This window comes from Algoriphagus litoralis (genome assembly GCF_003259255.1).
GTDB classification, from domain to species: Bacteria; Bacteroidota; Bacteroidia; order Cytophagales; family Cyclobacteriaceae; genus Algoriphagus; species Algoriphagus litoralis.
The window spans coordinates 84,234-110,934 of the sequence record NZ_QGOL01000016.1; the positions used below are offsets into that span (position 1 = coordinate 84,234).

Consider the following 26,701-nt stretch of genomic DNA (forward strand, 5'->3'; position numbering starts at 1 on the left):
TGTTGAATCCTCTTTTGGCACCTTGTAAACCATCCTTCGTATCGGGTTGCTTTTCACCTTCCCGCAAAATAGGTTACTCGGATTTGATCGCTTGGACAGGGTTGGACCGAGCTGCCCTGATAGATTGGGCTGTCACAGTAACCATTGCCAAAACGAGTATCACTACTGCTGACAAAGGAATAAACCACCACTCAAAATCAATACGGTAGGCATATCCTTCCAGCCAATCATTCATAAACCAATAGGCAAATCCAGAACCCACTAAAATGGATATGGTTACGATGATGATGAACTCTCGGTTGATCACCTGAAGAATGGAAAGCGTGGATGCTCCGAGCACTTTGCGAATGCCGATTTCTTTGGTCTTTTGCTCCGCGATATGAGCAGATAATCCGAGGAGTCCCAAGCAGGAAATGAGAATCGTAAGAATACTGAAATATTGGGCTAGATCTCTGAGGCGGACATCATCCTGATACAGTCTGGCATAATTTTCATCGGCAAACTGATATGTAAATGGAAACTGTGGGTTTAATTCTTCACTGACCGACTGAATAAATGACAGTGTGGACTCCATTTGCTCAGGTTTCACTTTTACAAAAGCATTGGCGCTAAAAGTTGGATCCAAGATCATGAAAGCTGGCTCCATGGATTCATGAAAACTTTGAAAGTGAAAATTTTCCACCACTCCGGTGACTTGTCTTTCTTCACCATTGATGGTAATGGAGCGAAGTTCAGAGTCACTTTGAGTGATCAGTTCAAGCGCTTTTCTGTTGATGATTACAGACTGGATAGAATCTGCCCCTTTAGCTATCGAAAAATCAGTTCCTTCGATCAACTTCATCCCCATGGTCTCCACAAAGTCATAATCCACCAGTATTCGCTCAAACAATGCACTGAAATCGGGGTCTTTGCCCTCCCAGTCCACTCCGCCAGTATTGCTGTTTCTTCCCAAAAGACTGTGTGTGGATCGGGTGACGGACTCGATGTCTGGATTGGATTCCAATCGGGACTTGAAGATGTCATATTTAGAGAAAAGCTCCCCTTCTAAAGGAACGAGAAGCAACTGATCCTTTTCATATCCAAGATCCTGACTGAGCGCATAATTGATTTGCTTGAAGATCACTACCGTAGATACAATCATGCCTGAGGCCAAGATAAATTGGAAAAAAACCAACCCCTTTCTGGCAAAAACGACATTTTTGCTTCCTGTCAGGTGATTTTTGAACACCGAAACAACCTTGGTGCCTGAGAGATAAAAAGCGGGATAGCTACCCGCAACCAGGCCAGTGAAAGCCAAAATTCCAAGAAATTGCAGCCAAAAGACGGGGTCTCCAAAAGGAATCTCCAGTGTTTTGGAGGTCAGATTATTAAAAACAGGGATCGTCACCTGTACTAAAATCAAGGCCAGCAAACCAGAAAACATCGTCACCAAAACCGATTCACTCAGGAACTGGTAAACCAAAGAACTTTTGTCAGCGCCGGACACTTTGCGAACCCCTACTTCTTTGGCCCGCTTTTGTGATTTGGAAGTAGAGAGATTCATGAAATTGATACAGGCAATAATCAGGATGAAAAAGCCGATCATGGCAAACAACTTGACCGTCTTGATTCTCCCTTCCTGCAGCAATCCATCTTTCCAAGATCCATAGAGGTAAAGTTGACTTTGAGGAAATACGAAGAGCTCCACATTGCTATCTTCATTATCTGCACTTCGCTGTTTTTGAATATAGTCCTTGATCGAGGCAGAAAACTGATCAGGATCGGTTCCTTCCTGAAGTTTAATCACTGTGCTGGGGCCGTTGTTTCCCCAGTATTTCAGCCATTCATTGTAGGGCTTATCAAACATCACCTGATATGGCAGAATATATTCGAACCGGGATGGTACCGAATTTCCCAAATCTGCCAACACTCCCCGAACGATATATAATTCCTTTTCCTCATTGGAAATCAATTCTACTGATTCTCCGATCACATCCGTTTTCCCAAAAAGTTTCACTGCCCCTTCTTCCGTCAAAATGATCGAAGATTTATCTGCTAGGGCTTTTTCTCGGCTACCATACAGTAAAGGGTACTGCATGATTTGAAGATAATCTGCTCCTGCATAAAATCCATTGAGCTTCACTTTGTTGTCTTCCTGCACAAAGAGATGCTCCTCAGTCCAGGAATACGTTGCAGCAATCTCAACCTCGGCAAGGTTTTCTTTCATGCTCTCTGCCAAAATCCCAGGAGTCGAATTGGTGGTGAAAATCTGATCTCCATAAGACTGATGCTCCATCACCCGATAGACTCGATCAATCTCTGCCAATCCTTTTCCTACCTCAAATTCACTTTTGATCCATAGTCCGATCAGGATCGCAGCCCAAAGACCCAGAGCGAGTCCGAACAGATTGATAAAAAACGTGAGTTTGTTTTTAGCAAAACCCCGAAATGCGATTTTTAGATAGTTGGTTAGCATGGGAGTTGGGAGGTTAGGAAGTGTGGGAGTTTGAAGGTTTGTAAGAAGAAGTGTTCTAAGGTTAAAGAGAGATTTTGATCATCTAATCCAATTCAATAAATTGATTTTCATATTTTTATCCGGTTAAAATCCTCCTTATATGGAAAATTTCAAATTTGAAAAACTAAGAATCTGGCATTCTGCAATGGATTTTGGGGAGTTGATTTTTGAAGCTTCGGGCACATTCCCAGGGGATGAGAAATTCAATTTGATTTCTCAAATACGACGTGCATCTGACTCAATTGCCTTAAACATCGCAGAAGGATCTACCGGCCAATCGACGAAAGAATTCCGAAAGTTTATTGGCTATTCCTTAAGATCACTAGCTGAGTTTGTTACTTGTTTGCATAAGGCAAAAAGAAGAAAATATCTAACCGAATCTGAATTTTCCTCTTTTTACACTCAGGCATATACTCTAATGAACAGCATGGGAGCATTTCGGGCAACTTTAAAAACTAAAATGGCTACCGAAAATGACAATGAAAACTTCAAGGATAAACCAACTTCCTAGCCTCCATACTCCCCTACTCCCCAACCTCAAACATGAAACTGCTCCCGGATATTCTCCGTCACCACTTTACCATCAAACAGATTGATGATTCGGTGGGCATAGTTCGCATCGTGCGGAGAGTGCGTAACCATCACGATAGTAGTTCCTTCGTTATTCAATTCTTCCAAAAGTCGCATCACTTCTTCCCCGTTTGTAGAATCCAAGTTACCTGTAGGTTCATCGGCAAGGATCACAGAGGGCTTAGCCACAATCGCCCGTGCAATGGCTACACGCTGCTGCTGACCACCAGAAAGCTGCTGAGGAAAGTGGTTTCTTCGGTGCATGATATTCATGCGGGTTAGGACTTCTTCTACTTTTTTCTTGCGCTCGTCGGAAGGAATCTTCAGGTAAAGCAAAGGCAGCTCGACATTTTCGAATACCGTCAATTCATCGATCAGGTTAAACGATTGGAATACAAACCCAATGTTGCCTTTTCTGAGGGATGAACGCTGTCTTTCAGAGAATTTGGCAACTTCCTGATCCAGAAAATAATACTCACCACCATCGGGATTATCCAAGAGGCCGATGATATTCAGCAGGGTGGATTTACCACATCCTGATGGGCCCATGATGGCGACAAATTCACCTTTTTTAATTTCAATTTGGATTCCATCCAGCGCGGTAGTTTCCACTTCTTCAGTTGCATAGAGCTTCCGAAGGTTTACAGTTTTGATTACGTTTTCCATAGTGGGTTGAATGATTTTTATTAAGATGCAGTTTTTGAAAGATTCGTTGCATTAATTAAGTTGAAGCACTTCATTGGTTCCAAAATTCTCATAGCCGCTGACGATGACTTTTTCGCCCTCCACCAGTCCTTCGAGTACTTCATAGAATTCAGGGTTCTTTCTTCCCAGTCGGATGGTTCGCTTCTCGGCATTGCCTGCAGCATTGAGGACAAACACCCAATTTCCTCCGGTGTCCTTGAAGAATCCCCCAGTGGGCAACAGCAGGCTTTGTTCTTTCTGACCGAGTTCCAGTCGGATTCTCACACTTTGACCGCGGCGAATTCCAGCAGGGCTTTCTCCTGTGAACACCATGTCCACTTCAAATCGGCCATTGGTGATTGTCGGATAGATTTTTGATATCTCCAATTCATAATCCGCTCCACTCAGCGTGAATTTCCCTCTCAGACCTTGGCTGATCCGGGGAAGATAAAGCTCATCGATAGGCACCCTGACTTTGAATTCATCCAGAATATCGATCTGCCCGTACCGCTGGCCTGGGTTGATGGCCTGACCGATTTCGAGCTGCTCAGGAGTAGCAAGTTGTCCCGCTATGGGAGCGGTGATGACCAGATTATTAAGGATATTTCCCACTCCATTGAGCGATGCATTCATTCTTCCTTCCGACTGCCTAAGTTGATTTAATTGAAAAGATCGGGCAATCGAATCATTCCGATAAGAGGTATAGGTGAGCTTTCTGCGTTTGACATTGTATTCATACTGCTCTTTGACCTCCTCAAATTCCCGGTCAGAGACCAGTTTTTTCTCGTGGAGTTCTTTGAATCGCTTGTATTGAGGTTCGAGTAAACTGATCTGGTAATCGATCTCTGCCAATTGTCCTTGCTGGCTGAGGTCATTTTGGTCGAGTAAAAGTCGCGTTTGGCGGAGGTTATTGATTTGCTCATAAAGCATAGTCTCCCGCTGCATCACATCTAGCTGAAGGTTGGAGTTGGTCAGGACCAGAATGGTATCGCCTTTCTTTAACAATGCGCCGGACTCTCTGATCACTTCTTTGACCATTCCTCCTTCTACTGCGTCTAGAAATACAGTTCGTGCAGGTTCGATCTGACCGGAGACGAGAATGTAATCTGTAAATTCTCCTGTAGATACGGTAGCTATGCTGAGTCGGTCTTTGTCCACATTCATTGTGGAGCGATGATCTGCAAATCCGATTTGGTAAATAATTCCCCCCAATAAAACTGCACCACCGATGACGGCAGCGATCCTACGGGGAGTCCAGGTTTTCTTTTCTATTTTTCTATCCATTGTGTGAAAATGCCCTAAATGGCTTGCTGCCTATATGCCAAATGATGTGCCATGCAAAAAATAGCCTTTGGACCCTCCAAATTGGGATTTGCAGAAAATTGCATTTTCAAGTCTCGAACAATTTCGTCCGCCACCGAACAAAAGTGGTCCATAGCCGAATTTTTCTTCTTATCTTTTTGAGTACTTGGAAGCAGTAAAAAACGGCCAAAATCGTCCGAAAATGGCACTTTCATCTTCAATCGGTTTAATTTGAAAAATCGGCAAACTTTTGGAACAAGTAAGAATAGGTTTGGAATCATGGCTAAACCTTAAAATCGAAATTTTATGAATGATCAAAGATTTGGTAAAATCCTCATCGTAGACGACAACGAAGATCTGCTGAAAGCAGCAAAGATTTTCCTCAAGCGGCATTTTGCTCAGGTGGATACCGAATCCAATCCTGATCTGCTACCGATCCTGACACACAATGAAAACTACGATGTGATCCTACTGGACATGAATTTTACCAAGGATGTGAGTTCAGGACAGGAAGGGTTCTATTGGCTGGACCGAATTTTGGAATTAGATCCGGCAGCGGTAGTCGTCTTGATCACGGCCTATGGCGATGTCAATCTGGCGGTGAAGGCCATCAAAGAAGGGGCTACGGACTTTGTATTGAAGCCCTGGGAAAACGAACGACTCCTAGCCACGCTGAATTCAGCACTGAATCTTCGCCAAAAAAAGCTTGAAGTCAACTTATTGACCGATCAAAAAAATACGCTTCAGCAGGATTTGGACAATAAATTCAAAGACATCATCGGTCAAAGTCCCGCCATGCAAAAGGTCTTCGAGACCATCGAACGGGTAGCTGCGACGGATGCGAATGTGTTGATTTTGGGTGAAAATGGTACCGGGAAGGAGCTCATCGCCCGCGCAATTCACCGGCATTCTAGACGAAATCGTGAGGCTTTTGTCGGGGTGGATTTAGGGTCAATCACTTCTACTCTGTTCGAATCAGAGCTTTTCGGTCATAAAAAAGGATCCTTTACCGATGCCAAAGAAGACCGGGCGGGACGATTTGAGCAGGCGCACAAGGGGACGCTTTTTCTAGACGAAATCGGTAACCTTCCCCTCCCCCTTCAGGCTAAACTTTTGGCCGTCTTGCAAAATCGCCAAGTGACACGTGTCGGGGCCAATCGACCTGTAGATGTGAATATCCGGCTGATTTCAGCTACCAATATGCCAATCCATGACATGGTCTACGACAACGGCTTCCGGCAGGATTTACTCTACCGCATCAATACCATAGAAATTCAGCTTCCTCCATTGCGTGAGCGGGTAGAAGATATTCCTGTGCTTGCCGATCATTTTATCGCGTTCTATTCCAAGAAGTACAACAAAGACATTCGCAAAGCGTCCGAGCCGCTGATCAAGCGGATGTCAAAATACCACTGGCCTGGCAATATCCGTGAACTGCAGCATAGCATCGAGCGGGCCGTCATCATGAGCAACCACAGCGTATTGCAACCTGAGGACTTGTTTTTGCAAAAGATGGCTCAGCCTGACCAAAAGGAAGAATCTGTCAGTCTGGAGCATCTGAATATCGAAGATGTGGAGCGAATTCTGATCCGAAAAGCCCTCCAAAAGCATAACGGCCATATCACAAGGGCTGCCGACGAACTCGGGCTGACCCGATCCTCGCTTTACCGAAGACTGGAAAAATATGGTCTATAAGCGGTTTTCGATCGGGATTTCGCTGAGAATTGTTGGGATCACGATCTGTTTGTTTTTGATCGTATGGCTGTACTATTCACAGGGACTTTGGCTTGCCCCAGGGATTTTATTTTTGGTAGTTCTGATCCTGACGGGAGAGATGATCTATTATGTCAATTCGATCAATCATAAACTTGCCCGCTTTCTTGATTCCATCCGATTCACGGACTTTTCCTCTTCCTTCACTTCTGACAGTAAAATGGGCGGATCTTTTCGTGAAGTAAATCTTGCTTTCAACGAAGTCATGGAGGTTTTCAAACAAACCCGGGCGGAAAAGGAAGAACAGATGCTATTCCTCCAAGTCATCATTCAGCACATCAATACCGGCATAATTTCCTTCAACACCAATGGCAAAATCGGCATCATCAACAATGCCGCAAAGCATTTGCTGCAGATTCCACAGTTTCGTGACATCGGAGATTTGGGAAAGCTTTCTCCGAAACTCCTGAAGGAAGTGACCGAAATGAAACCCGGGCAGCGGATATCATTTAAGGTAAACTCGGGTCTACATTTGATAGTCCAGTCTGCATCCCTCAAAATGGGCGGCCAAAGCTGGACCCTACTCTCCCTTCAAAACATCAATGCCGAGCTACAGTCCAATGAATTGGAAGCTTGGCAAAATCTAACCAAAGTTCTGAGGCATGAAATCATGAATTCGATAACTCCGATTTCGAGCTTGGTGGAGTCGCTTCGGACTATCCTCGATGAGGATAGCTATGTGCAGCAAGAAGGATTTTTGATCAAAAGAGACGGATTTCAGGATATTCAGGAAGGCTTGGACACGATTGCCAACCGAAGTAAGGGTTTGGTCACCTTTGTGAATGCCTATAGGGATTACACCAATATTCCAGAGCCAAAGAAAGAACTGGTGGAGGTGAAAATGCTGTTTGAAAATGTGACCGGACTGATGCGGGAAGAGTTGAGATCAAATATGATTGACATCCAACTAGAGATCGTCCCGCTGGATCTCGAGGTCCTATGCGATCCTGATCAGATTTCCATGATCCTGATCAACCTGATCAAAAATGCCGCTGAATCTGTGCTCAATCAAGCTGACCGCAGCATTACACTGCGGGCAATCGGACAGGGAGATATGGGTACGTTGATCCAGGTCGAGGACCACGGAGCAGGGATCATCCCAGAGGCATTGGAGCGTATTTTTGTACCGTTCTACACGACCAAAAAAACGGGATCGGGCATCGGATTGGCTATTTCCCGGCAGATCATGAATTTGCATCGAGGCAGCTTACAAGTCACATCTGTGCCCGGTGAGAAGACTGTTTTTACGATGAGTTTCAAATAGCTTCCATTCCAATCTTTCGGATTTTAACACAAAAATAATTGGGTATTGCCGCTGTTTTTCAGCGCATTGGTTGTATTTTTTTGAAAAAATAAAACCATGAAAAACCCAACTAACCAAGAGATTAAAAATGCTGCGTATCAACTTGCAGGTTTGATATACGGAGTATCCCTAGACGGAATCGTTACAAAAAATGAGTACGAAGCTCTGAAAAGCTGGTGTATGGAAAATGAACCACTCTGTGAGTTGGAGGCTTTCCAGAAGCTTCACAGCCAAATCAAACCAATCATTGACGATGGCAAGGTCAATTCCGAAGAAATTGAAGATTTAAAACAAATCCTCAATGATTTTCTGGAAGATAATGACGCCAAAAATGAGGAGGCTCCCAATCTGTATTTTCTAAACGGAATCTTCAAAGGAATCCTTGCCAGCGGGGATGTGAACACCTATGAAATATACAAGCTCAATCAATGGCTGGAAAAAAACGAACACTTGAAAAACGCGGCCCCTTTCACTGAAATGTTTGCCGTCATTTCGGCAGTATTAGAGGACAAAAAAGTAGATGATGCAGAAGCCTTGAAGTTGAAGGAATTTTTCTCAAAGCTAGTGAAATAGGGACTGCAAGGCCTAATTGAAAAATTCTCATTTGAAATCTCCCGAATTACTGATTCTCAAGAAAATAAAATTTGATTTTTGGGGACTCTGTTGTTTTTTTTGGATCTCAACAGAATTCAAACCGTATTTTTCGCTAAAAATTGGGTATGAAAGCTTCCCAATCGCTTTTCTTTCTGTTTCTTTTTTAGAAAGTGTCCTTAGCTCAAGAAGCTCAGAAATTTCAGTTTGGCTTGCATGGAAATATCGGTTTTCCTGTCGGTGAGTTTCGGGAAAATGTCAGTAATTCTTTTGGAGGAACAGGCTGGGGCTTGGGAGTGAATTTTTTCCTTAATCCCAAAAGTGGGGGTGCATATAGCCCAGTATTAATTGGAATTGAAGGTAACTATATGAATTTGGGAAGGGATAAAACTCCGGCATCAGCTTTTCTTCCTCAATTGAAAACGACTTTTAATTATTTCAATCTAGGGCCTGTTATCCGAGTAGTTTTAAGTGAGCGCGAAGAGGGGTTTGTGCCATTTTTGGATGGATTTGTAGGGATGAAAATTCTTAACAGCAGAACTCAAGTAGACAATTCAATTCTGGATACTATTCTGGACCAAGAATACCTAGCATTACTTCTATCCACCAATTATGAAGGCCTGGGATATGGAATTGGATTAGGTTTTTATAGGCGAAAATTCGATAAGGAACCTTCAGATGGAAGGGCTGCTTTTTCTATCAATTGATGTATCAATACGGTGACAGAATCAATTATGTAAAAAGAGGATCAATTGAAGTTGATAGTGAGGGTACAATCAGTGATCAAACTGGAAAAACGAAAACTTCTATGCTCTCGCTTCAAATTGGATTGCTAATCTTTTAAATGCTTGAGTCGGTTGATTGATGATAAAATCATAGAAGCCTTTTAATTCAAAACCATCCTAACAAAGGCTAATTCATCATCTAAATTTTCGAAAATCCAGATTTTTCCATCTTTAGCGAAATGCTTTTTAGGAGCTGATGTGATTTCAGGGATTAAGGCTTCGCCAATTAGTTCTAAATCATTGTTGAAGACACTGAGAAACACCTCTGCACTGATAATGGTGTATTGTCCTTCTTCATTTTTGCTTTCCGTTAATTTCTTTTTGGAGGAAAATCTGTAATATTTCTCATTGACCTCATCCCAAATCAATTCACCATAATTAATATCTTCTTCTGAGTTTTTAGAAATTTCCTCCATTTGCTCAGGGTTATATTCAAATTGTTTTGGCCCGATAAATTGACGCTTGGCTCCAAGTAATGGAGTGTCCCAATTTTTAGAATATAAACTATCGTTTACTAGATCCAAAATCTGAATTTCGTTGATAAGAGAGGAAGAAATCACCAATTTGTCAGAACTTTGAGTTGAAAAAACTGATCCTGCTAAATTACCAGCAAAATTTCCATTAACCGTGATTTCCGTTTTGTACGCGTTGATTTTAGCTAATTCCGGCAACTCAATCCGTTTTGAGGTGCGATTGGCTAAATCAAATTCTAAAAGGAAGAAGTCATTTTCTTTCCAACTGTTGAAAAGCCCAATCACCCGATCTTTATTTCGGGGAACTTCATAGATGGTTTGAGGATAAACATCTGAACCCTGAAGGAGATCTGGCGCGATATTATCCAATGCCAAATCTTTGGTTTTTAAACCATTTTGGTCGAAAAACGCATAGAGTCCATAAAACCAAACCATAACCTGATCGTTATCAGACACATTTAAAGAGCTAATCATTGTACCGATGCCATTAGGCCCCTCTTTTTCATACTCGATTCGTTTCTCAAAAACCAATTCGTTCAAATTAATCCGCTCGGATTGCACATCTGTCCGATTAAAATTGATCAGATAGCTTTTGTTAGGGGAAAGTCCCGAGAAAAAAAGGTTATCTCTAAGGTCAATAAACTCGCCTTTAGAATCGACTATAACTGTGTCAAAGGAAACAGAAAACTGATCAATAAATTCGGGTTTAGTTTCGGTTTTTTCACTGCAAAAGGAGAAAAGTAAGGTAAAAGCAATTAGGTAGAGGTTCTTCATGGTGAGGTGGTTTTATGAAAAATGAACCACTAAAACTATTCACCTTCAATGTGTTCGCAAAAAGATATAAGATTCTTTAAGTTAAAAGTTCTGTATTTCAGCAAGAAGGACTTGATGCCAAGTTTTAGGATGTTTTCCCATGGCCTTCCACTACTGATACATTCACTTCTTGGTTACCAAAGCCCGTGCTTATTGATTATACAGGATTACTTAAAGCAGAAAAGCCCGAAATCAGTTAGTTTCGGGCTTTTTTGTTATTGTTTGAACTTAATTGTACTCAGATTAAATGTATTCCAGATCGAAACTTCACTCTCGGGGATAAAGACCAGATACAAGTCTTGAAAATCGTTTAGCTGCTCCAGTTTGACATCAGTACTGAAATAGCCCCCTTCTGAATTATTTGGTCGATCGGTTTTGCTCAAGACCTTGGTTTCACCTATCAGCTTGCCATCCGGAGCTCCAACTCTTACCTCAAGTTTTCCTTTCACATTACCAGGATTCAAAGCCAAGTCGAGTGATTTTATCCCAGTCAAATCCAGCTTTTCAAACTTAATCCATGCGCTGTTTTCAGTAAACTTCACAAATGAAATTTGAGCTCCATTGGCCTTGGCAACGCCCTGAAGTTCATTTGCACTTGATGCAGGAATAAGGCTATTCCTCAAGGTCAGCTGGGTGATTGATTTTTGGGGTGCGATTCCGTTTGCTCCCTGATCTTCGTATCCAGCCTGAATGAGATAGTAGCCTTCCCGGTTTTGGGTTTTGTCAACATTGAATTTGCCCGAAAGCGGCAACTTAGTTCCACTGATATTGGGATCGGCAAGACTGAGGATGAAGTCTACCATTTTCTCCACTTGATCGGCCGCTAGCTGCGGATGTCCGGGCATGATTCGCTCTCCCCATACTCCTCCTCCACCATTGATGATCCTGCCGGCCAGATAGGTTTTGGCATCTGGCTGATTTAGGTATTTCTGGGAGACAGCTGTATAATTTGGCCCCACAGATTCCTTTTCCATCGCATGACAGGCCTTGCAACCAGCCTGGGTGATGTAGTTTTCTCCGGGGTGAATCTGCTCCTGCTGGTGTCCTATCTGAATTAAATCATAGCCACCTTGCAGGTAGTCAATACTAAAACTAATACGGGATGCATCCACTTCTCCATCTTCCAAATCACTCACGATGACTTGATACGAAACTGATTCGGGACCGAAATAGAAGCTTTTGTTCGCATTCCAATCAATCGCTACTTTCGGAGCTTCATTACCCACCTTGATCTCAAGAGATTTTGAAGCACTAGCACCGGATTTGTCTTTTGCCTCCAACTTTACAGCATAGATACCCGGTTTATCAAAAGTCAATTGGGGGTTGGGATCGGATGATTTTTCTCCATTTCCGAAATCCCAAGAAAAGGTAAGCGAATCGTCTGCATCCAAGTCAGCAGTTCCATCCGATGAAAAATTAACCGTAAGAGGAGCTGCTCCAACCAACTTATCAGCAGAGACCTGCACAGTTGGCTTTCTATTGCCCGGAGCAAATTCTATCCGGTAGATTCCCGAATCGTCATTCTGCGCACTCCAAAAGGTACCATATTCCAAAATGTAAAGTGATCCATCCTTGGCAAACTGCATATCCACCGGCTTATCAAAAACGGTGGAAGGCATGAATCGCTCCATGGTATCGTACTGGAAATCCTCGGTCAGCTTGACCATGAAAATCCAGTTTCTCATCCAATCATAAAAAATCGGCTTTCCGTCAAAGTAGCCAGGAAAACGAACCTCCGAGGCCTGATAATCTTCCCGGTAATAAATGGGGCCTGCCATCGCATTTCTGCCACCTGCTCCCAGCATCGGAAACTCTTCAGATTCGTCATAAGGATACCAAATCAGCGCTGGAGTCGCAGGCGGCAGGATTTCGATCCCGGTAGAATTGGGAGAGGTATTTTTTGGTGCTTTGGGATCAAATTCAAAAAGACTTTCCTGCTTCTCAAAATCATATTTCCAATAGGGCTTATTGTTACCCACAAAGTACGGCCAGCCGAAAAATCCTGCTTTGGTGGCCATGTTGAATTCATCATGCCCTTTTGGTCCGCGCTGCAGACTATCGACAGAGGCATCCGGCCCCACTTCACCCCAGAAGAGGTTTCCATTGCGTTGGTCTACCCCGATTCGGAAGGGGTTACGGTTGCCTTTGACATAGATTTCAGGACGCGTATTCGGCGTACCAACTGGGAAGAGATTCCCTTCTGGAATAGTATAGGTCCCATCTGGCTGAGGCGTGATCCGAATGATGGAACCACGCAAATCGTTGGAATTTCCTGAAGTTTTTTGAGCATCGACATTGGCTGGTCGACCGGACCTTTCATCGATTGGATTGTAATTAGCTGATTCAAAGGGAGTCGTATCATCTCCCATGCTCAAGAATAAATTGCCTTTTGAGTCGAACTCAAGCGAACCACCCGAGTGGCAGCATCCTCTGAAGATAGGTACCTCGAGCATGGTTTTCTCAGTGGATTTGTCCAAAAGTCCTTCGACCAACGTAAATCTAGAGAGCCGGTTGATCTCTGGAACAACACCGATCGGAGCGTAATAGAGATAGATCCATTGGTTTTCGGCAAAATTTGGGTCTTTGGCCAAACCTAGAAGACCGTCCTCACCATTTATATTGACTTCAAGCTGACCGATTTCTTCTATTGACCCTTGTTCTGCCAGATATTTTCGGAGTTTCCCTCCACGTTCGATAAAAAGTACGTCCAGATTGTCCAGGACCTCAAGTTCCATGGGTTCGTTGAGTTTTTCTACCAAGGTGATTTTGGTAAATCGGCTTTCATCAGGTCGGATGGAAGCAAAGGGATCTTCTTCTTTTTTGGCACAACTCCACAGAATCAAACAGAGGATTCCAAGTGCCTTAATTTCCTTGAACATGAACGAAATAGGTTATTTTGGTCTGCTCAAGTTAAAGAAAACGGAGAAAACCAAAATGCCTTTTTATTTGAAAGCCTTGGAAGATTTTACTTGACTTTTTTGCCGGGGATCAGGAATGAAAGACCGAGTATCAACTGCTGGTTTTTGTAATCTTCCTTTCCCAGGACATTTTCAAAAGTGTATTTTCTTTCATTCAATTCCCGCTCAAACCGCAGGTCCAAACCTAAAGGACCGAGATTAACCCCCAGTCCCAGCTGGTACCCTAGACCAAAGGGATCTGTCTTCTCGAAATTTTCAGGAATGGAAAAATTTTCTTCGAAGGTATAATGCAAAGACGGTCCAATAGAGAATCCGATTACCTGAAAAAAGCGCATTTTCACCAACACCGGAAGATCTACTTTCTGGAAATCTACAGTTCCAAGGTCAGTTTCAAATTTGGTTTTGGTATAAATCAATTCGGGACGCACTGCAATGTCATAACTGGATAACTGAAAAAATATCCCCAAGTGGTAACCCATGTTTTCTCCGGGTTTGGTAAAAATCTGACCCGCATCTTTGAAGTATTTCCCGCTTGTATTGTAGTTTAATCCACCTTTAAAACCAAAACCAGAACCCTGCTGAGCAAAGCTGAAGGAGGTAGCACTGAAAATAAACAAGATAATAAGCGGGAATTTTACTGAGCCTTTCATAAGATCTAGAGTTATTTGGGTTTTGTCGAAATAGGATTCCAAAATGTAACCCAGCTGACAATCCAAACTTGCGTAAGAAGCGTAATTTGAGCAGGTCAATTTTAAGGGTTATTAAGAACTCCAAGCGAACATAAGCCTTAACTTGTTTGTTTATGACTTAACAAAATGCTGACCAAACTTTGAATTAATACTGTAGAACTTACACTCAATGCAAAACTTGCAATCCATACCCAATATGATGATCACACTGCTAATAAGCCTTTTGATGGCGTGCGGAAATACTGCCACCGAATCCTCGGTAGTTGAGACTGAGGTCTCCGAAGATCAAAATGAGAATGTTGTTTTTTCATCCAAAACGCAGCTCGCGACCTTTGCAGGAGGTTGTTTTTGGTGTGTTGAAGCTCCATTTGAGGATCTTGACGGGGTGATTTCAGTCATTTCAGGCTATGCCGGCGGCAAAGAAAAAAATCCGACTTACAGTGAAGTTTCTTCAGGAAAGACTTCGCATAAAGAGTCAGTTCAGATCACGTTTGACCCTGAAGTGATCAGCTATTCTGAGCTGGTAGATATTTTCTGGCAGACCTATGATCCTACCGATGTAGGGGGTTCATTCTATGACCGAGGTTCCCAATATGAATCTGCTATTTTCTACCACGATGCAGAGCAAAAGAAAGTAGCAGAAGAATCTAAAGCCAGATTGGATAAGTCAGGAAGATTCAAGAAGCCTATCGCCACTCCGGTGATCAAATACACTAATTTCTATGCAGCTGAGGACTACCATCAGGATTACTACAAAAAGAACCCGACTGAATACTACGCCTATAGAAATGGAAGCGGAAGAGATGCTTTCATCAAAGCACATTGGCCTGAGTTGAGTGCAAAAAAATACGAGGCGACTCCAAAAGCTGAGCTTAAGAAAACGCTTACTCCGCTGCAGTATGAGGTAACGATGGAAGATGCTACGGAATATGCATTCCAAAATGAATACAACGGAAATAAAGAGGATGGCATTTATGTCTGCATTGTGTCTGGAGCGCCGCTGTTCAGCTCAAAAGATAAATACGAGTCTGGTTCAGGCTGGCCAAGTTTTACCAAACCTATCGATGCACGGGTAATTGACAAACCTATCGATAAAGAATTTGGAATGACTCGGGTAGAAGTCCGAAGCAAACTGGGGGGCAGTCATTTGGGGCACGTATTCTACGATGGTCCCGCTCCTACAAATCTTAGATATTGCATGAATTCGGCAGCCATGAAGTTTATTCCAAAAACTGAAATGGAAGCTGCCGGATATGGAGAATTTTTATGGTTGGTGGATTAATTAGTGCAAGAAGAGGCTACCAGATTGGTGGCCTTTTCTTTTTTCAGGAAAAAAAGCATCCGCTACCCTAAAGCAATTTTCTAAAAGTCAGATTAATCCGGGGCCCCAAATTCCTTTTGGTTTTAGGAATCTGATGTTCCCAATAATGCTGACTTTCACCTGACATGATGAGTAAGCTGCCATGAGTGAGAGGAACTTGGACTTTTTGTTTTTTTGTCTCGTAGTGCCTCATCTGAAACATCCGAGTGGCCCCAAAAGTCACTGAAGCGATGGTTGGATTCCTTCCTAAAACAGACTCGTTGTCTCGGTGCCATCCCATACTATCCTGCCCATTTCGATAAAAATTACAGAGTACATGGGTAAATTCGACTTCGGTGAAGTCTAAGAGCTTCCTTTTTATTTCCATTAATTCAGGAGTCCAAGGGAAAGGAGTCATCGAGATTCCGGAATAGCCATAGGGCTTGGTTTCATTTCCATACAAAGCCGTCAATCGGGGCTGCATGACCATTTTGCCAAACATTCTGATAGGTTCTTCTTTCCAATGCAGACTTTTGCTCAAAAAATCGAAATAATGATCTGAAGCATTTTTGGAGAAAAATTCAGGATAAAAAATCGCCTCCCCCTGAAAAGGCAAGAGATTGGATTCATTTGAATTGAAAATCGACTGTTGCATAGGACTAAGAACTAAATAAAATTCAACAGGTTTATTTTTTTGCGGCGCTCATTTTTGAAATTGCAGCGCATTATATTTAGTCCAACAATTCAAGAACACGAAATCGAAACAGGTTATTTTTCTTGTTTTGAAATTGACCAGATTACTTTAAAAAACGCTCAAAACTCATGAAAAAATTTGCTTGGATCACCGGTTTGATATTGGTCTTAGTACTAGGGATCTTTTTTTGGTGGAAATTCTACTTTGTCTTTGGTGAAGGGGTCAAGGCCGGAAGCTTGAATTACTTTGTAAAAAAAGGTGTAGTCTTCAAAACTTGGGAAGGTAGAATGGTCCAGGAGGGTTTCCAAAGTCCAACCTCAGGAGCGCTACAGAGCAATGAATTTCGATTCAGCGTCACTGATCCGGAAGTAGCAGCAGTTTTGGAGCGCAATTCAGGCAAACACCTGGAACTGCGCTACCAAGAATACAATGGAATGCTACCCTGGAGAGGTACAAGTGTGTTTGTAGTCACCGAAGTGATCAACGCAAGTGAACCTGGAAAAGCTGATAGCTCAGCCCTACCCTACGACAAATAATCAGGGTTTGGTCCAATAATCCACTACAGTCACCTTGTCCAAGTGTGGACCTACAATTCCTCCGAATGCTTTGTGGGCAGGATGGGGTAGGTAGGCATCCCGGTCAGCATCTGAGTGAAATGTCAGGGTGAATGCATGGGTTAGCCCTTGATTTAGTCCCTCTGGACTGGAGTTTGTTCCCCACTCAAAGCCTTTGATTTCTGAAATTTGTGAAGGCAAAGCTTTAAAAGCGTCAATTACTGCTTGCACTTCCTCTGGCTTGGAGCTTTCTTTAAATCCAAACAGGACGACATGGCGGAGTACGGAATCTGGCATAATTACTTCTTCTTGAATGGTTTCGGTTTCTGTTTCTTCAATTACTTCGGCTGATTTGGGCTGGCTACAGGACCAAATCAACGCAAGAAACAGCAGATAGCTGAGTTTTTTCATGGTTGTTTTTTTTCCGAAACTAGAAAGAATTCAGCTTTATTCTCAACTAAATTGGAGGAATAGCTTCATTTTTATCCAAGCTAAACTTCAAAAAGTTTCAACCATGAAAATCGCATTTTTCAGTACTAAGTCATACGACCGCGAAAGCTTTGACCGATTTCTGTCAAAATCTGGACATGAAATCACCTATTTCGATTCGAAGTTGGACAAGCATACTGTTCATTTAGCTGAGGGTCATGGAGCAGTTTGTTCATTTGTCAATGATCAAATAGATGCGGGAATTCTCAAAAAACTGGATCAGCTTGGAATAAAATTAATAGCCCTGCGCTGTGCGGGATACAATCAGGTAGATCTGAAGGCAGCGGAAGAACTGGGGATCCCAATCGTCCGTGTACCAGCCTACAGTCCTGAGGCGGTGGCAGAGCATGCCTTTGCTTTGATTTTGACTTTGAGCAGAAAAACGCATAAGGCTTACAACAGAGTCCGGGAAAACAACTTTTCACTCGAAGGCCTTACAGGAATCAATATTCATGGCAAGACTGTAGGTGTGATCGGAACAGGAGCCATCGGAAGGGCCTTCTGTAGAATTGCCAAAGGCTTTGGGTGTAAGATTCTGGCTTTCGACATTTTTGAAAATGATGAGATGAAGGACTTGGGAGTGGAGTACCTCCCACTAAAGGAAGTTTTGGCAAAAAGTCACATCATTTCGCTGCACTGTCCCTTGACTCCAGAGACAAAACACCTGATCAATACTGAGACGATTACCTATATGCAAAATGGAATCGCACTCATCAATACGAGCCGCGGCGCTCTGATCGAAACCAAATCAGTAATCAAAGCACTAAAAAAAGGGAAAATTGGATTTCTGGGAATCGATGTTTATGAACAGGAGGAGCATATCTTTTTCAAAAATCTATCTGAAGAAATCATTCAGGATGAGCAGATCGCACGCTTGATGACTTTCCCGAATGTACTCATCACAGGGCATCAGGCTTTCCTCACCAAGGAAGCTTTAGAGCAAATCGCAAGCGTCACCCTATCGAATATCACCTCATTTGAAAAAGGGGAATCCCTGACCAACGAAATCAAAGCTTCCTGAAAAGCAAAAAATCCCTACTGGAAAACCAGCAGGGATGTTTTATGGGGGGGGGTAGAGGTTATTAACCTACAACTTTAACATTAACGGCATTGATGCCTTTTTTGCCCTGAACCAGGTCATACTTCACTTTGTCATTTTCACGGATCTCGTGAACCAAGCCACTGTGATGTACGAATACGTCTTCACTGTTGTCTGCTGGTGTGATGAATCCAAAGCCTTTGGTTGTGTTAAAGAATTTTACTGTTCCTTCATTCATGATTTCTGAAATTTTGATTTGATTTTACTCGGTTTTGATTTGATTGTGTTGAATTTGTTTTTTTAACAATTGGCGGCTCAGGAGGAGTATCGGAAAAGTTTCCAAACTCGTCGACGTAAGCGATCATGTTGTCGAGGCTTCCGTCTTTGGGCTGGTTCTTGCGGTCCAGCTTTTTCTCGAGTTTTTCTTTTTGTTTCCGCTTCTTAAGCTCTGCCTTTTGTTTTTTGATAAACGTGTTTTGATTTTTTGACATTAGCCAGTTTTTAGTTTACAAAAGTGATGGCGTGACCGACTTTGCCGGCCCGTCCAGTCCTGCCGATACGATGGATGTAAGCATCCATGGTCATCGGTAGCTGATAATTGATCACGTGGGAGACATCAGCTACATCGATTCCTCTGGCAGCTACGTCAGTGGCTACCAGTACTCGGATATCCCCTTTTTTGAATTCTTCGATCATTCTATTTCGAAAATTCTGGGATTTATCCCCATGAATCTGGCCAGCAGCTATACCGACCTGATTCAGCTTCTTTGCCAGCCTATCGGCCAGTCGTTTGGTTTCTGTGAAAAGGATTACTTTTTCCATTTCTGGGCTTTTCACCAGCCCTGCGAGAATATCAAATTTGTCAGCTCCTTCAGGCACTCTGATGGTTTGCTGTTCAATGTTTTCGTTAGTTCCACCGGCATTTTCCACTTTTACTTCAATTGGATTATGCAGTAGTGTAGAAATAAGTTGCTTTTGGTTGGGCTCGAGTGTTGCTGAGAATAGGAGTGTCTGATCTCGCTTTCCGATGAGATTCACCAGTTTTTTGACATCATTGACAAAACCCATATCCAGCATTCGGTCAAATTCGTCCAACACAAGTGTATTGACTTGATTCAGCTTCAGGAGCTTCCTGTCTGACAGATCCAACAATCTCCCCGGTGTGCCTACTACCACCTGAAGTTTGCGCTCCAGTTGTTTGTAATCCGAATTGATATTCGTTCCTCCGATGAAGGTGGCGGAATACAATTGAAGTCCGGCTGTGAGACTTTTGAACTCCTCTTCAATCTGAAGGGCAAGTTCCCGGGTCGGTGTCACTACCAATGCTGTATAATTCCTGGGATCCTTCAGTGCATGTTCAATGATGGGGATCAAGAACGCTGCTGTTTTGCCAGACCCTGTTTTAGAAATTGCCATCATATCCCGTCCATCTAGAAGGGGCAAAATGGATTGTTCCTGAATGGTGGTGAGTGTTTCGTATCCTTTTTTCTGAATATTAGCCAAAAGTCTGGCATTCAAGGGTAGATCTTCGAAAGACTTCTCTGTTCGAAAACCCGCCTGACCACTTGGCATTGCCTTTTTGACAAAAAGCCTAGGGTCCAGTGTGGATTCTTTTTTCTTTTTTACCTGCCGACGATCAATATTCCCGCCTCGGGGAGTAGTGGAAGGCGCGGTATTTTTTCTAGTATTATTCATGGTTTTGGAAATCAAGCTTTGACCGGAACCATTTCAGAATTGCCCAAGAATTTGAGCATTTCAAAATGAGACTTCAAAGCATCAAAAAATGTCTTTTTTGTATGATAAGGGATATTGTATTCGGCCGCCGTGGCCTTTACAATCGGGGCAATTTTCCGGTAATGCACATGGCAAATATCGGGAAACAAGTGATGCTCTACCTGATGATTCAACCCACCGATCATCCAGGCGAAAATCCTGCTTTTCTCGGCATAGTTTGAGGTAGTAACCAACTGGTGAACCATGCGTTCACCTTCTACAATTCCATTTTCGTCAAATCCAGGAAACTCCACATCAGGCATAATATGTGCCGTCTGAAACACCAATGAGATGCTCAAACCGGTGATGAAGTGAAGAATCAGATAGGCCAGTAGTATTTGACCTACTCCAAAGGGAGAGAATGCGATGGGAAGTCCTAGAATAAATGCAAAATAAACTGCTTTCCAGGCGATAATCTTAAACACTGAATTTCTATAGACATTTTTGCCTTTCATCAGTCCCATGTCATAATAGCGCTTCAACCGGATAAAATCTTTGGAAGTCACCCAAGAGACGGTAGACAGACCATAGAAAAACCAAGTATACCAGTGCTGGTAGGGATGCAAGGCGTTTTTCTCTGCGTTGGGAGAAAATCTCAGAAAGAAAGGCGCATTGATATCATCATCGCCTTCAGAGATATTGGTGTAGGAATGGTGGAGAACATTGTGTTGAATCTTCCACACAAATGCGTTAGCACCGACCATGTTAAGGGTATAGCCCAGTAATTTGTTGACCGTGGGATTCTTGGAAAATGATCCATGGATCGCATCGTGCATGACTCCCATACCTATGCCTGCCATTCCTAAGCCACTGATGATATAGCAAGCAAATAGTTGCCAGGTTTGATTTGCTACTCCGGTAAAAATGAGGACAATAGGGACAAAATAAAGCGAGATCATCACAATGGACTTGATGACCATTTCTTTATTTGCAAACTTGGATTTTTGGGTTGTTTTAAAGTAGTTATTGACTCTACTTTTAAGAGTTATCGAGAAATCAGATAATTCTGATTCCGAGAATCGGATCGTCTTAATAATAAATGTATTTAGGGTAAAATGAAATCTAAGGTTCTCGTAATGATTGTAAACTGCAGGTTTTAATCCGAAAATAACACAGGTTATTTAAGCAATTAAAAAAGTAGAAGAAGAAGAATTAATACCTGTAGTGGAGAACTCTTGATTTGCTACTTAAGCAGGTGTAACACCAATGCTGACTTGTCACCAAGTGCCGAAAACATTTCTTCGACGAAACAAAGGTGATGAAAGGAAACCGGAATTCCTAATTTAGTTTCGGATTCTCAGTTCCATTTCCAATTTACTATGGCATTGAAATGTACGAGATCCACCTTATTATAGATTTGATTTGGACTGAGATTTTCATCATTCAAGGGTTCTTTACTTACCAATACTAGATGAAAATCCAGGTTCTTTACCTTTCTGGGAAGGTATTTTACACCCAAATTTACCTGACGATAGCTTGGGAAATTGTATTTATTCCCTGCAGAATCCTGCGTATCAGTCAACCAATGAAAGCCCAGATGCCCGTATAAAGAGACAAGACTTTGGTCGATTCGATATTCAGCATAGGCCATTAGGGCATTGACTGATTCGAAGCCCTCGTTTCGTTCTCTGGGGATAAAGGTATACCAAGCATCTTTTCCCCATTCTCGAGGACTAAGCCAGCGTCCCTTCCCTCCCACGTGGGTAAAGTTAAGATGGGTCGTCCACCGTGAATTCTTCCATCCCACTCTACCCGATAGCGCAAAATTCTTATCGTCGGGTTCTTTGTATTTCAGATCAACATTCTCATTTCCTCCCTCACCTAATCCATGCTGGAATCCAGCTTGAAAACCAAGAATGAGAGTACTTGATTTCAACTGTGGGTTTTCTTCTAGGCTTAGCCAATAGGTCGAAAAGAGATTTTGGGCAATTGTATTGGAAAAATGAATTTTCGCATCTTCTCCAAGCTTCCGCTCCACCTCCCAGATACTCAGCCAATCACTTGCTGTGTTGCCAAAATATTCGGCAGGCTTCCCAGAAACAGCCCTTCCAGCCGGGTAAATTCCCACTGTACTGCCTACATCCAGCCATGCGCTACTCCCTCTGATGCTCATTCGCCCTATTCCCCACACGGAAAATCTCCAATGCGAATGAGGCGTAAACCAGACATGCAGCCCCTCAACTACTGTAGGAGAAAGTCTCCCATCTTGGGCATTAATCCAGTCTGTATTGATGCCCATTCTGCCTGCCTTGATCCCAACTTTTGCAGTGGAATATTCTAGGGAAAGGGTTTCCAGTTTACCGAAAAATCTATCTCTCGTATCCAAAAGATCGAATAGTCCAGTCTCATACCGGTTAGCCTGACCGCTCGTAGGATCCGGTAGCCAGATTTCCGAACTGGTCACATTGCCAAAAGACCGGTACCCAAACTTCAATTTCCAATGGGATTGGTAGCTGATCAGCGCACCTAGATTCAAGCTCATGCCTAAGGCATAATCTTCCTTGAAATCTTGTCCAGGATAATTTGTATTCATCCAGAAAGTGCGGAAATGCAGATCAGGACGTACAATGATTTTCTGCTCTTCATCTTGGGAAAATCCTTGGAAAAAAGAAACCAAAATGAAAAGGATACTCAGAATTATTCGCTGGATCATTGGGATTTTGCTCTGGCCTCCCGGATAGGTTTAAAGGGGCCAAACTTATGCTGCTCCTCTGAAAATTCATCAGCAAATGGCCCAAATGGATGATCCACCGGCTTTTTGGAAATGTCAGGCCAATCTCCGGAGAGATCTTTGGCAGGGCGCTCCATACTGTTGACATAGGCCGCAACATCCCATGCATCTTCATCGGAAACCATGGGATTCTCAAAGGTAGCTCCCAGTGGCATATTGGCTTTGACATAGCCTGCAAAACGCGACAATCTATAGAGTCCAGCACCATGATTGTAGCTGTTTTTCCCCCATAATGGAGGATAAATATAGCCTTTGCCATCTGGTTTGGCCATGCCTTGTCCCTCTGGACCATGGCAGGTTTGGCATTGATTGTCATAGACTAGCTTGCCTTTTAGGGGATCGGCAGCTCGATCAAGCGCAGGTACTTCGTAGAGGCCCACTCCTTTTGGGACTTCACCTTTCGGCACATCTTTGCCCAACCAGTTGATGTAAGCCGCCATAGCAATCATTTCTTTTGAATCTTTTTCCAGTGGTTTGCCATTCAAACTTCGCTCAAAGCAGTCATTAATTCGTTTGGTGATGTCTTCTTTAGTACCTGAGCGAGCTCTCATTTTTGGGTAGGTAGCAGCGACTGCGCCATAATTATTCCCCAGTGGCACTGTACCTGCCTGCAGGTGACAGTTTTGGCAGTTCATTCCATTGGAGATTGCTTTAACCTTGCCATTGGGACCAAGATATTCCGAGGTGTTGGCTACCAATTCTTTTCCGTACTTAATGTCCTCCGCGTTGGGTTCAGAATCTACAGAAACCCAATCAGGTGCTTGCCACATTCCTGCAGGATCCATAAGCGCTTTGACGGCTGGAAGGTCAGCAAGGGCTTGAGGTAGTACATTTTCTTGCTCATTCAGCGTGGGAAGTGAAATGCCGGAATAGGACAAGAATAAAACAAAACCAACCACTCCCACTAGAGCCGTGGCTAAACCCAATAGGGCTACCAACAAAGTGATCAGTTTGACAAAAGGCTGCATCATCGGAATATTAGTCACGTGGTAATATACAAAAATCAGAAAAACCGGGAGTCCAACACTGTGACTGGGGTCACATGAAAAAAAATACAAAAGCCAAAATTAAAAAGACTCCTTTCTAGGTTAAACTTTTGACGTGAAGACAAGCTTTTTTCCGACTTTCCCTTCCACTACAAAGCCGGATTCATTTTTGAACAGCGTGATCACGACCAAATCATCAACCAGACATTCAGCCAGATAGTTGATGGCAAGTGTAGTGGGTTTTATTCCCTGATCGAAAAGCAAATTTTCAACCCATCGGATGTAGCTGGTATTGTTGACATGGTAATTCAAATCCAAATCAGAAAACCTGACTCTAAGTGTCTCAGACGCCATTTCAACTCCTGAGGCAATGATTTTCACAGGTTGCCAGCTTGGCTTCTCAGCAGGATCAAAGAGCTCCGAAGGTAGAACGGATTCAGGTTTCAAGATCCGTTTTGATTCGGAATTCACCAACAACCAAGAGGACATGCCCCTGACCAAAACCTGGTCTTGCTGGTCCCTGACCAAGAACTCCCGAAAAGCGAACAGCTTATCTGCTCCTCTTCCTCCTGTGAAAAGTTGAATCCTATCTCCCCATTTCGGAAATTGATCCACTTTGATTTCCAATCGGGATAAGATCCAGATTTGATTGGAATCTCTCAGATTTTGACCAAAATGAGCTGAATCGGCGTGTTTCCAGGCGATTTCCTGCAAAAGATCCGCGATTGCAGTCAAAGAACAATAGCCGTCAGGATTGACCAGAAAGGAACTTACCTCACTGTCTAATCGAAACTGAAGACCCTCGGGAAAATTCATGAGACCGTTGATGTTTTGAATTTTTGAGGAATAAGAAAAACCCCTTTTCGGAAGCTTGAAAGCAAGGTGATTCCCAGACCGTTGATTGCAATCAAAGCAAAAGATGTCTTAAGGTCAAATAATTCAGCGATGAATCCAATCAAAGGAGGCCCAAGCAAGAAACCAAAAAATGAGATCGTAGACACCAAAGCCAGTGCGACACTTGGACTGTATAATTTTGACCTTCCGGCAATGCTGTAGGAAAGCGGGATAATGGATGCGATTCCAAAACCAACCAATAAAAACCCAATTGTCGCGGTCACAATGCTCGGGAAAGCCACAGACAGTGCTAATCCACTAAAAATCAAAATCCCACTGATTTGGATCACTGCTACTTTGGTGTATCGGGCTGCGATTTTATCAGTAATAAATCTGCCTGAAGCCATACTTCCCATGAATGCCACATACCCCAAAGCGATAAGGGAAGGATCTGCCATGACTACTTTTTTGAAATAAACCCCACTCCAATCAAACATACATCCTTCACACATCATTCCCAGAAAGGCGATCATCCCAATCCGAAGCAATAAGGCATCTGGACGCTTCAGTACCAATCCCCCTCCTTCGCTCACTTTTTGTTCTTTGATGATGAATCGATGGGAAGAAAGGATGATCGTCAAGGCGATTCCCATGACGATCGCAAAATGAAGTTCAGGAGAGAAATCGAGGAAAATCATGCCTGCGCCCAGTCCTGCGCCCACAAATCCTGCCATGCTCCATAGCCCGTGAAAAGAGGCCAAAATACTTTTCCCCATTTGGTCCTCCAGGTCTAATGCTTGGGTATTGAGTGAAATATTCATCACATTTCCTAAAAGACCATAGGTGATCAATACCGGGATAAGGATTAGAATCGAGGGACTCAATCCGATCAAAGGTAACGTCAATGCATAGCAAATACCCCCTATCATGATCACTCGTCTGCTCCCATAGTGATGTACGGCCCATCCTGCCAAAGGTAATCCTAGTAGCGAGCCTATTGGCAAGAACAACAGAAGGGTACCCAACTCCCCTTCTGAGAGGTCAAATCTGGATTGGATATCAGGAATTCGGGCCGCCCAAGTGGCAAAGCAAAGTCCCACGAAAAAAAACATAGCGCCCAGTGCAGTTCGGCGTTTGGAAAGGTAGTTCATATGGTTGGTCTGGTCTAATAGGCTGGCAAATTTAAAAATAATCGAATGGTTTTTGGACTGATTTGGATTCTGCAAAAACTATTGCGCTTCAGATGGAGTTTTGCCTGAAAGCAAAGCTTATGGAATTTGTAATAGTAGGCGTGATACTGATCACCATCATCATTTTCATCCGAATCATCATCAAAAAAGTCTTTAGCTAAAAAAAGCCACTTCCTGTAGAAAGTGGCTTTGACTTTATTGTGATCAGATCAATTTGGTAGCTTGTCGGAAAATTTACCATACGTCCAAGTCCCCGCCAGAGCGGATATCAAGGTCACCAAAACTACCGTATATCCGCTGCCGATCTGAGCAAAAAGAGGACCCGGACATGCTCCGGTCAATGCCCATCCCAAGCCGAAAATAAACCCTCCGTAGATTTGTCCTTTTTTGAATACCTTATCAGGAATCACGATCTGCTCACCATTAATAGACTTGATATTCAATCGCTTAATGAGCTGGATTGAAATTATCCCGGTAACGATGGCAGACCCGATCACGCCATACATGTGGAAAGACTGAAGGCGAAACATCTCTTGAATTCTAAACCAGGAAATAATCTCAGCCTTCACGAAAACTATCCCGAAGATTGTTCCCAAAATTAAATATTTGAGAAGTTCGAGCCCTTTGTCGTGATTCTCGCTAAGATTGGGAGCTACGCAATGTGGATCCTGAACAATTGTTTTTTCTGCTATTTTCATGTCAATCTGTGTTATTTT

26 protein-coding genes are annotated in these 26,701 nt (G+C 43.0%); 8 read left to right on the forward strand and 18 right to left on the reverse strand.

The genetic code is table 11. The annotated features are described in order from the left end of the window. Nucleotides 1–73: 73 nt before the first annotated feature. Entirely contained in the window at nucleotides 74–2,455 is a 2,382-nt protein-coding gene (locus DK188_RS18120) for an ABC transporter permease (RefSeq protein ID WP_111672266.1), read from the reverse strand. Between the two features lie 139 nt (nucleotides 2,456–2,594). Between DK188_RS18120 and DK188_RS18125 the strand changes: the two genes are divergently transcribed. Further along, a complete protein-coding gene (locus DK188_RS18125; RefSeq protein ID WP_111672267.1) occupies nucleotides 2,595–3,005 on the forward strand; it encodes a four helix bundle protein in 411 nt (136 codons plus the stop codon). Nucleotides 3,006–3,031: 26 nt separating this feature from the next. On the opposite strand, the gene DK188_RS18130 is transcribed toward DK188_RS18125, so the two are convergent. The 3 genes from DK188_RS18130 to DK188_RS18140 are packed head-to-tail and all read right to left on the reverse strand — an operon-like array spanning nucleotide 3,032 to nucleotide 5,265. Continuing rightward, a complete protein-coding gene (locus DK188_RS18130) occupies nucleotides 3,032–3,730 on the reverse strand; it encodes an ABC transporter ATP-binding protein (protein ID WP_111672268.1) in 699 nt (232 codons plus the stop codon). Between the two features lie 51 nt (nucleotides 3,731–3,781). Further along, the gene (locus tag DK188_RS18135; RefSeq protein ID WP_111672269.1) at nucleotides 3,782–5,032 is read right to left on the reverse strand and encodes an efflux RND transporter periplasmic adaptor subunit; all 1,251 of its coding nucleotides are present in this window, start codon (nucleotides 5,030–5,032) and stop codon (nucleotides 3,782–3,784) included. 14 nt (nucleotides 5,033–5,046) lie between these two features. Then, on the reverse strand, nucleotides 5,047–5,265 hold the full coding sequence (locus tag DK188_RS18140) for a hypothetical protein (RefSeq protein ID WP_157963277.1): 219 nt from the start codon (nucleotides 5,263–5,265) through the stop codon (nucleotides 5,047–5,049). A gap of 91 nt (nucleotides 5,266–5,356) precedes the next feature. Between DK188_RS18140 and DK188_RS18145 the strand changes: the two genes are divergently transcribed. From DK188_RS18145 to DK188_RS18160, 4 genes are all read left to right on the forward strand, one after another. Further along, nucleotides 5,357–6,745, forward strand: a complete 1,389-nt coding sequence (locus DK188_RS18145; RefSeq protein ID WP_111672271.1) for a sigma-54-dependent transcriptional regulator — start codon at nucleotides 5,357–5,359, stop codon at nucleotides 6,743–6,745. Continuing rightward, a complete protein-coding gene (locus tag DK188_RS18150; RefSeq protein ID WP_111672272.1) occupies nucleotides 6,735–8,087 on the forward strand; it encodes a sensor histidine kinase in 1,353 nt (450 codons plus the stop codon). The genes DK188_RS18145 and DK188_RS18150 overlap by 11 nt, the downstream gene beginning before the upstream one ends. A gap of 96 nt (nucleotides 8,088–8,183) precedes the next feature. Beyond that, nucleotides 8,184–8,699 carry a hypothetical protein gene (locus DK188_RS18155; protein WP_111672273.1) on the forward strand — a complete coding sequence of 172 codons (516 nt, stop codon included), beginning with the start codon at nucleotides 8,184–8,186 and terminating at the stop codon, nucleotides 8,697–8,699. Between the two features lie 191 nt (nucleotides 8,700–8,890). Further along, nucleotides 8,891–9,424 carry a hypothetical protein gene (locus tag DK188_RS18160; protein WP_111672274.1) on the forward strand — a complete coding sequence of 178 codons (534 nt, stop codon included), beginning with the start codon at nucleotides 8,891–8,893 and terminating at the stop codon, nucleotides 9,422–9,424. A 179-nt stretch (nucleotides 9,425–9,603) separates the two neighbouring features. Here DK188_RS18160 and DK188_RS18165 read toward each other — a convergent pair whose 3' ends face one another. The 3 genes from DK188_RS18165 to DK188_RS18175 form a co-directional block, all read right to left on the reverse strand. Beyond that, complete coding sequence (locus DK188_RS18165) at nucleotides 9,604–10,749, reverse strand: DUF4221 family protein (RefSeq protein ID WP_111672275.1); 1,146 nt, start codon at nucleotides 10,747–10,749, stop codon at nucleotides 9,604–9,606. A 254-nt stretch (nucleotides 10,750–11,003) separates the two neighbouring features. Continuing rightward, nucleotides 11,004–13,667, reverse strand: a complete 2,664-nt coding sequence (locus DK188_RS18170; RefSeq protein WP_111672276.1) for a PQQ-dependent sugar dehydrogenase — start codon at nucleotides 13,665–13,667, stop codon at nucleotides 11,004–11,006. An 86-nt stretch (nucleotides 13,668–13,753) separates the two neighbouring features. Next, nucleotides 13,754–14,356 carry an outer membrane beta-barrel protein gene (locus DK188_RS18175; RefSeq protein ID WP_111672277.1) on the reverse strand — a complete coding sequence of 201 codons (603 nt, stop codon included), beginning with the start codon at nucleotides 14,354–14,356 and terminating at the stop codon, nucleotides 13,754–13,756. A 208-nt stretch (nucleotides 14,357–14,564) separates the two neighbouring features. Between DK188_RS18175 and msrA the strand changes: the two genes are divergently transcribed. Next, complete coding sequence (msrA, locus tag DK188_RS18180) at nucleotides 14,565–15,677, forward strand: peptide-methionine (S)-S-oxide reductase MsrA (protein ID WP_111672278.1); 1,113 nt, start codon at nucleotides 14,565–14,567, stop codon at nucleotides 15,675–15,677. A gap of 67 nt (nucleotides 15,678–15,744) precedes the next feature. Here msrA and DK188_RS18185 read toward each other — a convergent pair whose 3' ends face one another. Beyond that, a complete protein-coding gene (locus tag DK188_RS18185; RefSeq protein ID WP_111672279.1) occupies nucleotides 15,745–16,350 on the reverse strand; it encodes an alpha-ketoglutarate-dependent dioxygenase AlkB family protein in 606 nt (201 codons plus the stop codon). A 167-nt stretch (nucleotides 16,351–16,517) separates the two neighbouring features. Here DK188_RS18185 and DK188_RS18190 point away from each other — a divergent pair, with 167 nt between their 5' ends. Continuing rightward, nucleotides 16,518–16,925 carry a hypothetical protein gene (locus DK188_RS18190; RefSeq protein ID WP_111672280.1) on the forward strand — a complete coding sequence of 136 codons (408 nt, stop codon included), beginning with the start codon at nucleotides 16,518–16,520 and terminating at the stop codon, nucleotides 16,923–16,925. On the opposite strand, the gene DK188_RS18195 is transcribed toward DK188_RS18190, so the two are convergent. After that, complete coding sequence (locus tag DK188_RS18195; RefSeq protein WP_394335852.1) at nucleotides 16,926–17,240, reverse strand: Dabb family protein; 315 nt, start codon at nucleotides 17,238–17,240, stop codon at nucleotides 16,926–16,928. Between the two features lie 217 nt (nucleotides 17,241–17,457). On the opposite strand from DK188_RS18195, the gene DK188_RS18200 reads away from it, so the two are divergent. Next, nucleotides 17,458–18,453 carry a 2-hydroxyacid dehydrogenase gene (locus DK188_RS18200; protein WP_111672308.1) on the forward strand — a complete coding sequence of 332 codons (996 nt, stop codon included), beginning with the start codon at nucleotides 17,458–17,460 and terminating at the stop codon, nucleotides 18,451–18,453. A gap of 61 nt (nucleotides 18,454–18,514) precedes the next feature. On the opposite strand, the gene DK188_RS18205 is transcribed toward DK188_RS18200, so the two are convergent. The 9 genes from DK188_RS18205 to DK188_RS18245 form a co-directional block, all read right to left on the reverse strand. After that, nucleotides 18,515–18,709: a cold-shock protein gene (locus DK188_RS18205; RefSeq protein ID WP_111672282.1), complete on the reverse strand. Its 195-nt coding sequence runs from the start codon at nucleotides 18,707–18,709 to the stop codon at nucleotides 18,515–18,517. Next, complete coding sequence (locus DK188_RS18210) at nucleotides 18,702–18,962, reverse strand: cold-shock protein (RefSeq protein ID WP_111672283.1); 261 nt, start codon at nucleotides 18,960–18,962, stop codon at nucleotides 18,702–18,704. The genes DK188_RS18205 and DK188_RS18210 overlap by 8 nt, the downstream gene beginning before the upstream one ends. Before the next feature lie 10 nt (nucleotides 18,963–18,972). Beyond that, nucleotides 18,973–20,166, reverse strand: a complete 1,194-nt coding sequence (locus tag DK188_RS18215) for a DEAD/DEAH box helicase (protein ID WP_111672309.1) — start codon at nucleotides 20,164–20,166, stop codon at nucleotides 18,973–18,975. Nucleotides 20,167–20,177: 11 nt separating this feature from the next. Next, on the reverse strand, nucleotides 20,178–21,164 hold the full coding sequence (locus DK188_RS18220) for a fatty acid desaturase family protein (RefSeq protein WP_198673047.1): 987 nt from the start codon (nucleotides 21,162–21,164) through the stop codon (nucleotides 20,178–20,180). A gap of 377 nt (nucleotides 21,165–21,541) precedes the next feature. Continuing rightward, nucleotides 21,542–22,897 (reverse strand): hypothetical protein, encoded by a 1,356-nt coding sequence (locus DK188_RS18225; protein WP_111672285.1) that lies wholly within the window; start codon nucleotides 22,895–22,897, stop codon nucleotides 21,542–21,544. Continuing rightward, a complete protein-coding gene (locus DK188_RS18230) occupies nucleotides 22,894–23,946 on the reverse strand; it encodes a c-type cytochrome (protein ID WP_111672286.1) in 1,053 nt (350 codons plus the stop codon). The genes DK188_RS18225 and DK188_RS18230 overlap by 4 nt, the downstream gene beginning before the upstream one ends. Nucleotides 23,947–24,063: 117 nt before the next feature. Beyond that, complete coding sequence (locus DK188_RS18235; protein WP_111672287.1) at nucleotides 24,064–24,777, reverse strand: acyl-[acyl-carrier-protein] thioesterase; 714 nt, start codon at nucleotides 24,775–24,777, stop codon at nucleotides 24,064–24,066. Beyond that, on the reverse strand, nucleotides 24,774–25,946 hold the full coding sequence (locus DK188_RS18240) for an MFS transporter (RefSeq protein WP_111672310.1): 1,173 nt from the start codon (nucleotides 25,944–25,946) through the stop codon (nucleotides 24,774–24,776). The genes DK188_RS18235 and DK188_RS18240 overlap by 4 nt, the downstream gene beginning before the upstream one ends. A 248-nt stretch (nucleotides 25,947–26,194) precedes the next feature. After that, complete coding sequence (locus DK188_RS18245; protein ID WP_111672288.1) at nucleotides 26,195–26,683, reverse strand: DUF6691 family protein; 489 nt, start codon at nucleotides 26,681–26,683, stop codon at nucleotides 26,195–26,197. Nucleotides 26,684–26,701: the final 18 nt, after the last annotated feature.

Excerpts from the sequence above, each read along its gene's own strand:
- DK188_RS18120 (WP_111672266.1), bottom strand. The coding sequence starts at position 2,455 with ATGCTAACCAACTATCTAAAAATCGCATTTCGGGGTTTTGCTAAAAAC.
- DK188_RS18125 (WP_111672267.1), top strand. The coding sequence starts at position 2,595 with ATGGAAAATTTCAAATTTGAAAAACTAAGAATCTGGCATTCTGCAATG.
- DK188_RS18130 (WP_111672268.1), bottom strand. The coding sequence starts at position 3,730 with ATGGAAAACGTAATCAAAACTGTAAACCTTCGGAAGCTCTATGCAACT.
- DK188_RS18135 (WP_111672269.1), bottom strand. The coding sequence starts at position 5,032 with ATGGATAGAAAAATAGAAAAGAAAACCTGGACTCCCCGTAGGATCGCT.
- DK188_RS18140 (WP_157963277.1), bottom strand. The coding sequence starts at position 5,265 with ATGAAAGTGCCATTTTCGGACGATTTTGGCCGTTTTTTACTGCTTCCA.
- DK188_RS18145 (WP_111672271.1), top strand. The coding sequence starts at position 5,357 with ATGAATGATCAAAGATTTGGTAAAATCCTCATCGTAGACGACAACGAA.
- DK188_RS18150 (WP_111672272.1), top strand. The coding sequence starts at position 6,735 with ATGGTCTATAAGCGGTTTTCGATCGGGATTTCGCTGAGAATTGTTGGG.
- DK188_RS18155 (WP_111672273.1), top strand. The coding sequence starts at position 8,184 with ATGAAAAACCCAACTAACCAAGAGATTAAAAATGCTGCGTATCAACTT.
- DK188_RS18165 (WP_111672275.1), bottom strand. The coding sequence starts at position 10,749 with ATGAAGAACCTCTACCTAATTGCTTTTACCTTACTTTTCTCCTTTTGC.
- DK188_RS18170 (WP_111672276.1), bottom strand. The coding sequence starts at position 13,667 with ATGTTCAAGGAAATTAAGGCACTTGGAATCCTCTGTTTGATTCTGTGG.
- DK188_RS18175 (WP_111672277.1), bottom strand. The coding sequence starts at position 14,356 with ATGAAAGGCTCAGTAAAATTCCCGCTTATTATCTTGTTTATTTTCAGT.
- msrA (WP_111672278.1), top strand. The coding sequence starts at position 14,565 with ATGCAAAACTTGCAATCCATACCCAATATGATGATCACACTGCTAATA.
- DK188_RS18185 (WP_111672279.1), bottom strand. The coding sequence starts at position 16,350 with ATGCAACAGTCGATTTTCAATTCAAATGAATCCAATCTCTTGCCTTTT.
- DK188_RS18190 (WP_111672280.1), top strand. The coding sequence starts at position 16,518 with ATGAAAAAATTTGCTTGGATCACCGGTTTGATATTGGTCTTAGTACTA.
- DK188_RS18195 (WP_394335852.1), bottom strand. The coding sequence starts at position 17,240 with ATGCCAGATTCCGTACTCCGCCATGTCGTCCTGTTTGGATTTAAAGAA.
- DK188_RS18200 (WP_111672308.1), top strand. The coding sequence starts at position 17,458 with ATGAAAATCGCATTTTTCAGTACTAAGTCATACGACCGCGAAAGCTTT.
- DK188_RS18205 (WP_111672282.1), bottom strand. The coding sequence starts at position 18,709 with ATGAATGAAGGAACAGTAAAATTCTTTAACACAACCAAAGGCTTTGGA.
- DK188_RS18210 (WP_111672283.1), bottom strand. The coding sequence starts at position 18,962 with ATGTCAAAAAATCAAAACACGTTTATCAAAAAACAAAAGGCAGAGCTT.
- DK188_RS18215 (WP_111672309.1), bottom strand. The coding sequence starts at position 20,166 with ATGAATAATACTAGAAAAAATACCGCGCCTTCCACTACTCCCCGAGGC.
- DK188_RS18220 (WP_198673047.1), bottom strand. The coding sequence starts at position 21,164 with ATGGTCATCAAGTCCATTGTGATGATCTCGCTTTATTTTGTCCCTATT.
- DK188_RS18225 (WP_111672285.1), bottom strand. The coding sequence starts at position 22,897 with ATGATCCAGCGAATAATTCTGAGTATCCTTTTCATTTTGGTTTCTTTT.
- DK188_RS18230 (WP_111672286.1), bottom strand. The coding sequence starts at position 23,946 with ATGATGCAGCCTTTTGTCAAACTGATCACTTTGTTGGTAGCCCTATTG.
- DK188_RS18235 (WP_111672287.1), bottom strand. The coding sequence starts at position 24,777 with ATGAATTTTCCCGAGGGTCTTCAGTTTCGATTAGACAGTGAGGTAAGT.
- DK188_RS18240 (WP_111672310.1), bottom strand. The coding sequence starts at position 25,946 with ATGAACTACCTTTCCAAACGCCGAACTGCACTGGGCGCTATGTTTTTT.
- DK188_RS18245 (WP_111672288.1), bottom strand. The coding sequence starts at position 26,683 with ATGAAAATAGCAGAAAAAACAATTGTTCAGGATCCACATTGCGTAGCT.